This is a genomic window from Anaeromyxobacter sp. SG66 (assembly GCF_022690805.1).
Classification (GTDB): Bacteria; Myxococcota; Myxococcia; order Myxococcales; family Anaeromyxobacteraceae; genus Anaeromyxobacter; species Anaeromyxobacter soli.
Window position 1 is genome coordinate 1 of the sequence record NZ_JALCZC010000189.1, and the last position, 4321, is coordinate 4321.

Below are 4321 nucleotides of genomic sequence, written 5' to 3' on the forward strand. Positions count from 1 at the left end.
ACCGCGCGCTCGGCGCCTGGGGCGCGGCGCTCCCGGTCGCGGCGGGCGGCGGCGCGGCGGCGGCGCGCGCCCACTTCGAGCGAGCGCGCCAGCTCGCGCCGGACGACCTCCTCGGCCGCGTCGCGGAGGCCGAGACCTACGCGGTGCTCGTGCAGGACGCGGCGCTCTTCGACAAGCTCCTCGCCGAGGTCGTCGGCTCGGACCCCGCCCGCGATCCCGACCGCGCGCCCGAGAACGCCATCGCGCAGCGCCGCGCGGCCGAGCTGCGCGAGCGCAGGGCGCGCCTCTTCTAGCCCGCCTCCCGGAGACGAGAATGCCCGCAGTCCCCCTCCGACGATCGCGCGGCGCAGCGGCGCTCCTCGCCGCGCTCGCGCTCGTCGCCTGCCACCCGCGCCGGCCGCCGCCGGACCTCTCCCGCGATCCCGGGCCGCTCCTCGCGCAGGTGCGCGCGGCGCAGGCGCAGGTGCAGCGCGTCTCCGGCGAGGCGCGCGTGAAGGTGGAGGCGAAGGGCATGCGCAGCTGGGTGTCGGTGCGCGAGTTCATCGCCGCCGAGAAGCCCGACCGGCTGCACGTCGAGGTGCTCGACTTCTTCGGCAACGTGGGCGCCGTGCTCGTCGCGGAGGGCGGGCGCTTCCAGCTCTACGACGCGAAGGAGCGGGTATTCTACCGGGGCGAGGCGACGCCGGAGAACCTCTCCCGGCTCGTCCCCCTGCCGCTCCCGGCCGAGGACCTCGTCACCTTGCTGTGCGGCTCGGCGCCGCTCCTCGAGACGCCGGTGGACGTCGAGGTCCGCGACGGCGCGCTCGTGCTCTCGCTCGAGGGGAACGGGCGCGCCCAGGACGTCCGCATCGGGGAGGAGGCCGCGGTCGAGCGCGCGAGCATCGTGGCGGTCCCGCCGGGCACCGCCCCCGCCTACTCGGTCGACTTCGACGGCTTCCGGCCGCTCAAAGGTGGCCGCTTCCCCGGCGAGGTGCGGCTCCGCTCCGACGACCCGCGCGTGCGGCTCGACCTGCGCTGGGCCGACGAGATCGAGGTGAACGGCAAGCTCGACGGCGTGCGGTTCTCGCTCGATCCGCCGCGCGGGGCGCGCGTCGTCGAGCTCGATCGCGCGGCCGGGCCGGTGCCGCCGAACCTCTTCCGCGACGGCACGCCGGCCCCGTCGGAGGAGAGGGCGCCCGCCGCGCCCGCGCCGCCACCCGCCCGGTAGCCGGGAGGGGGCGAGCCCTCGATCTGCTCCCTGGCGCCCCACGGAAGTCCGGTCCCGATTAGACTCCCGTCTCCTCGCACGGGAGACCCCTTTGGACACGAGCTTCCTTGGAGTCCTGAAGAGCAGCTGGTCGATGTGGATCATCGGGGCCTGCTCGGTGCTGGCGCTCGCCGTCGCCATCGAGCGCGCCATCGCGCTGTGGGGCTTCGCCGCGAACGCCCGCACGGTCGCCGACGCGGTCCTCCGCGCGCTGCTCCGCGGCGATCTGGACGAGGCGCGGGCGGAGTGCGAGCGCTCCCCGTCTCCCGCCGCCGACGTGTTCCTCGCCGGCCTCGCGGCCGCCGGCCGCCGCGGCCCGCGCGGCGGCGCTCCCGACGAGGACAAGATCGACGCGGCGGTCGAGCGCGAGCGCCAGCAGGTGAACCTGCGCCTCCGCCGCAACGTCTGGGTCCTCGGCACGGTCGGCGCCATCGCGCCGTTCATCGGCCTCTTCGGCACGGTCGTCGGCATCATGCAGGCGTTCCGGCACATGGCCGCCACCGGGCAGGGCGGCTTCACCGTGGTCGCCTCGGGCATCTCCGAGGCGCTCGTCGCGACGGCGGGAGGCATCGCGGTCGCCATCGAGGCGGTGGTCATCTACAACTTCCTGAACGTGCACGTGCAGAAGCTCGCCCTGCAGCTGAAGCTCCTGGTCGAGGAGTTCCTCGAGACGCTCCACGACGCGCTGCCCGCCGCGGCGGCGCGCCCGGCGGCCGAGCCGCGGCCGGCGCGGGAGGCCTGACGATGGCCATCGGCGGGCCGCAGAACGGCAACGGCGACGATCTCGAGACGGCCGGCGGGATCTTCGCCGACATCAACATCACGCCGCTCACCGACATCTTCCTCGTGCTGCTCATCATCTTCATGGTGACCACCACGGCCATCGCGGAGGCGGGACGGGACGAGGGCGGGTTCAAGGTGAACCTGCCGAAGGGCGGCAAGGGCGAGACCACGGCGGTCGCGCGCGACCTCACCGTCGCGGTGCTCGCCGACGGCCGCGTGGTCGTCGGGGGGAAGGTGCAGGACGACGCCGCGCTGCGGCAGTCGTTCGCCGCGGCGCGCGAGCGGAGCCCGGAGACCGTGGTGCTGTTCCAGGCCGACGAGGGCGTGCAGCACGGCCGGGTCGTGGCGGTGATGGAGCTGGCGCGCCAGGAAGGGCTGACGCGGCTCGCGATCGCCACGCGCGCGGGGCAGTAGCCGGCGCGAGCAGGACGCAGGCGCGCCGGCGCGGGAGGCGAGGGGCGCAGCCTCCGTTCGATCAGTTCAGGCGACCGGGCACCACGAGCGGGAACGGCGCGATGCGCGCCTCGAAGCTCGTCCCGTCCGGGCGCTGCATCCGGTAGCTGCCGCGCATCGAGCCGTGCGGCGTCTCGAGCACGCAGAAGCTCGTGTACTCGAACTCCTCGCCCGGCTCGAGGTGCGGCTGCTGGCCGATGACCCCCTCGCCGACGACCTCCTCGCGCTCGCCGTTCGCGTCGGTGATGACCCAGCGGCGCGAGACGAGCTGCGCCGGCTCGCTCCCCCGGTTCGCGACGCGGACGGTGTACGTGAAGAGCCAGCGCCCCGCCTCCGAGCGATCGGGGCGGTAGGTGCCCTGCACCTCGACGCGGATTCCCTGGGTCACGGCGGTCGACACGTGCGAACGTTATAACGGGCGCGCGCGGGCGCGCCAGCACGCTGGGTGAGGCGCGGCGGCCCGGGGTCGACGGTCGAGCGGGCGGGGCGACGGCCCCCGTGGAGATGGAATGGAACCGAAGCTCAAGGCGATCCTCGACGCCGTGCGGGAGGCGGAGGGGCGGGTGGTGGTCCTCACCGGCGCCGGCATCTCGGCGGAGAGCGGCATCCCGACCTTCCGCGGAGCGGAGGGGTACTGGGTGGTCGGCTCGCAGAACTACATGCCGCAGGAGATGGCCACCCACGAGATGTTCGAGCGCTCGCCGGAGGAGGTGTGGCGCTGGTACCTGTACCGCTTCGGCCTCTGCCGGCACGCCCAGCCGAACGCCGGCCACGCCGCGCTCGTGGCGCTCGAGCGCGCGCTCGGCGATCGCTTCACCCTCGTGACCCAGAACATCGACGGGCTCCACCGGCGCGCGGGATCCGACCGGGTCCTCTGCATCCACGGCGACGTGGCCTACGTCCGCTGCGTCGCGGAGTGCGGCGTGGGACGCCTGGAGCTGCCGGCGTTCCCGCCCCGCGCGAAGGACGAGCCGCTCAGCGCGGAGGACCGGGCGCGCCTCGCCTGCCCGGCCTGCGGCGGGTGGCTCCGTCCGCACGTGCTCTGGTTCGACGAGTACTACGACGAGCCGAACTACCGGATGGACAGCGCGCTCCGCGCGACGGAGGCGGCGGACCTCCTGCTCGTCGTCGGGACGAGCGGCGCGACCAACCTGCCGATGCAGATCGGCCGGCTCGTGTTCCAGCGCGGCGCGGCGCTCGTCGACGTGAACCCCGAGGAGAACCCGTTCGCGGCGCTCGCCGAGAGGTCGCAGCGCGGCTTCTTCGCGCGCGGCAGCGCCTGCGAGCGGCTGCCGGAGATCGTGGCGGCGCTCGGCGGGTGAGCGGCGCCGGCCGAGCGGCGCGTCCCGCGACGGGCTCGGACGACGCCGTCAGCGCCCGTCGCGCCCGAGCGCGATCTCGACCTTGCGCGTCTCGCCCGACGCGATGGAGAGCTCGGCCGCGCCGCGCCGCCCGTCGTCCGCGCGCACGGTGAGGCGCACCGGGCCGGTGGGCAGATCGCCGAGCTCGAAGCGGGCGCCCGCGAAGCGGTGCACGTCGGTCGTCCGCCACGCGTTCGCGGAGGGCTGCGAGGCCACCTCCACGACGAGGCTCCGCGGCGCCGCACCCGCCGCCCGCACCACCCCCTCGACCGCGCCGCCGCGCTCGAGCCGAAGCACGACCGAGCCGGCCGCCGGGAGCGTGCCGGTCCACGCGCCGCTCCGGCCGCCGCTGCGCGCGCGCACCGTCACGTTCGCCCCCGCGAGCCCCATCTCCTGCGCGAGCACGACGCGCCCGTCCTCGCCTGCGCTCGTCGCGAGCGCGATCCGCTCGTCGCCCGCGCGCGAGAGCGTCACCACC

At 75.3% G+C, this 4321-nt stretch carries 6 protein-coding genes and 1 pseudogene; 5 read left to right on the plus strand and 2 right to left on the minus strand.

Features of this window, described 5'->3' with window-relative positions; all coding sequences use genetic code 11:
• The 4 genes from MNZ39_RS23420 to MNZ39_RS23435 all read left to right on the plus strand — a co-directional run.
• A partial coding sequence (locus MNZ39_RS23420; RefSeq protein ID WP_242341500.1) for a TRAP transporter TatT component family protein occupies nucleotides 1–293 on the plus strand: 293 nt, incomplete at its 5' end.
• A 20-nt stretch (nucleotides 294–313) separates the two neighbouring features.
• Complete coding sequence (locus tag MNZ39_RS23425) at nucleotides 314–1207, plus strand: DUF4292 domain-containing protein (RefSeq protein WP_242341501.1); 894 nt, start codon at nucleotides 314–316, stop codon at nucleotides 1205–1207.
• Between the two features lie 91 nt (nucleotides 1208–1298).
• Nucleotides 1299–1988, plus strand: a complete 690-nt coding sequence (locus tag MNZ39_RS23430; protein WP_242341502.1) for a MotA/TolQ/ExbB proton channel family protein — start codon at nucleotides 1299–1301, stop codon at nucleotides 1986–1988.
• Between the two features lie 2 nt (nucleotides 1989–1990).
• Entirely contained in the window at nucleotides 1991–2443 is a 453-nt protein-coding gene (locus MNZ39_RS23435; RefSeq protein WP_242341503.1) for a biopolymer transporter ExbD, read from the plus strand.
• Between the two features lie 61 nt (nucleotides 2444–2504).
• Here the strand turns inward: MNZ39_RS23435 and apaG are convergent, their stop codons facing one another.
• A complete protein-coding gene (gene apaG / locus MNZ39_RS23440; RefSeq protein WP_242341504.1) occupies nucleotides 2505–2882 on the minus strand; it encodes a Co2+/Mg2+ efflux protein ApaG in 378 nt (125 codons plus the stop codon).
• A 109-nt stretch (nucleotides 2883–2991) separates the two neighbouring features.
• On the opposite strand from apaG, the gene MNZ39_RS23445 reads away from it, so the two are divergent.
• Nucleotides 2992–3804 carry a Sir2 family NAD-dependent protein deacetylase gene (locus tag MNZ39_RS23445; protein WP_242341505.1) on the plus strand — a complete coding sequence of 271 codons (813 nt, stop codon included), beginning with the start codon at nucleotides 2992–2994 and terminating at the stop codon, nucleotides 3802–3804.
• A 48-nt stretch (nucleotides 3805–3852) separates the two neighbouring features.
• Here MNZ39_RS23445 and MNZ39_RS23450 read toward each other — a convergent pair.
• Nucleotides 3853–4321, minus strand: a pseudogene (locus tag MNZ39_RS23450) (carboxypeptidase regulatory-like domain-containing protein); the annotation flags it as partial.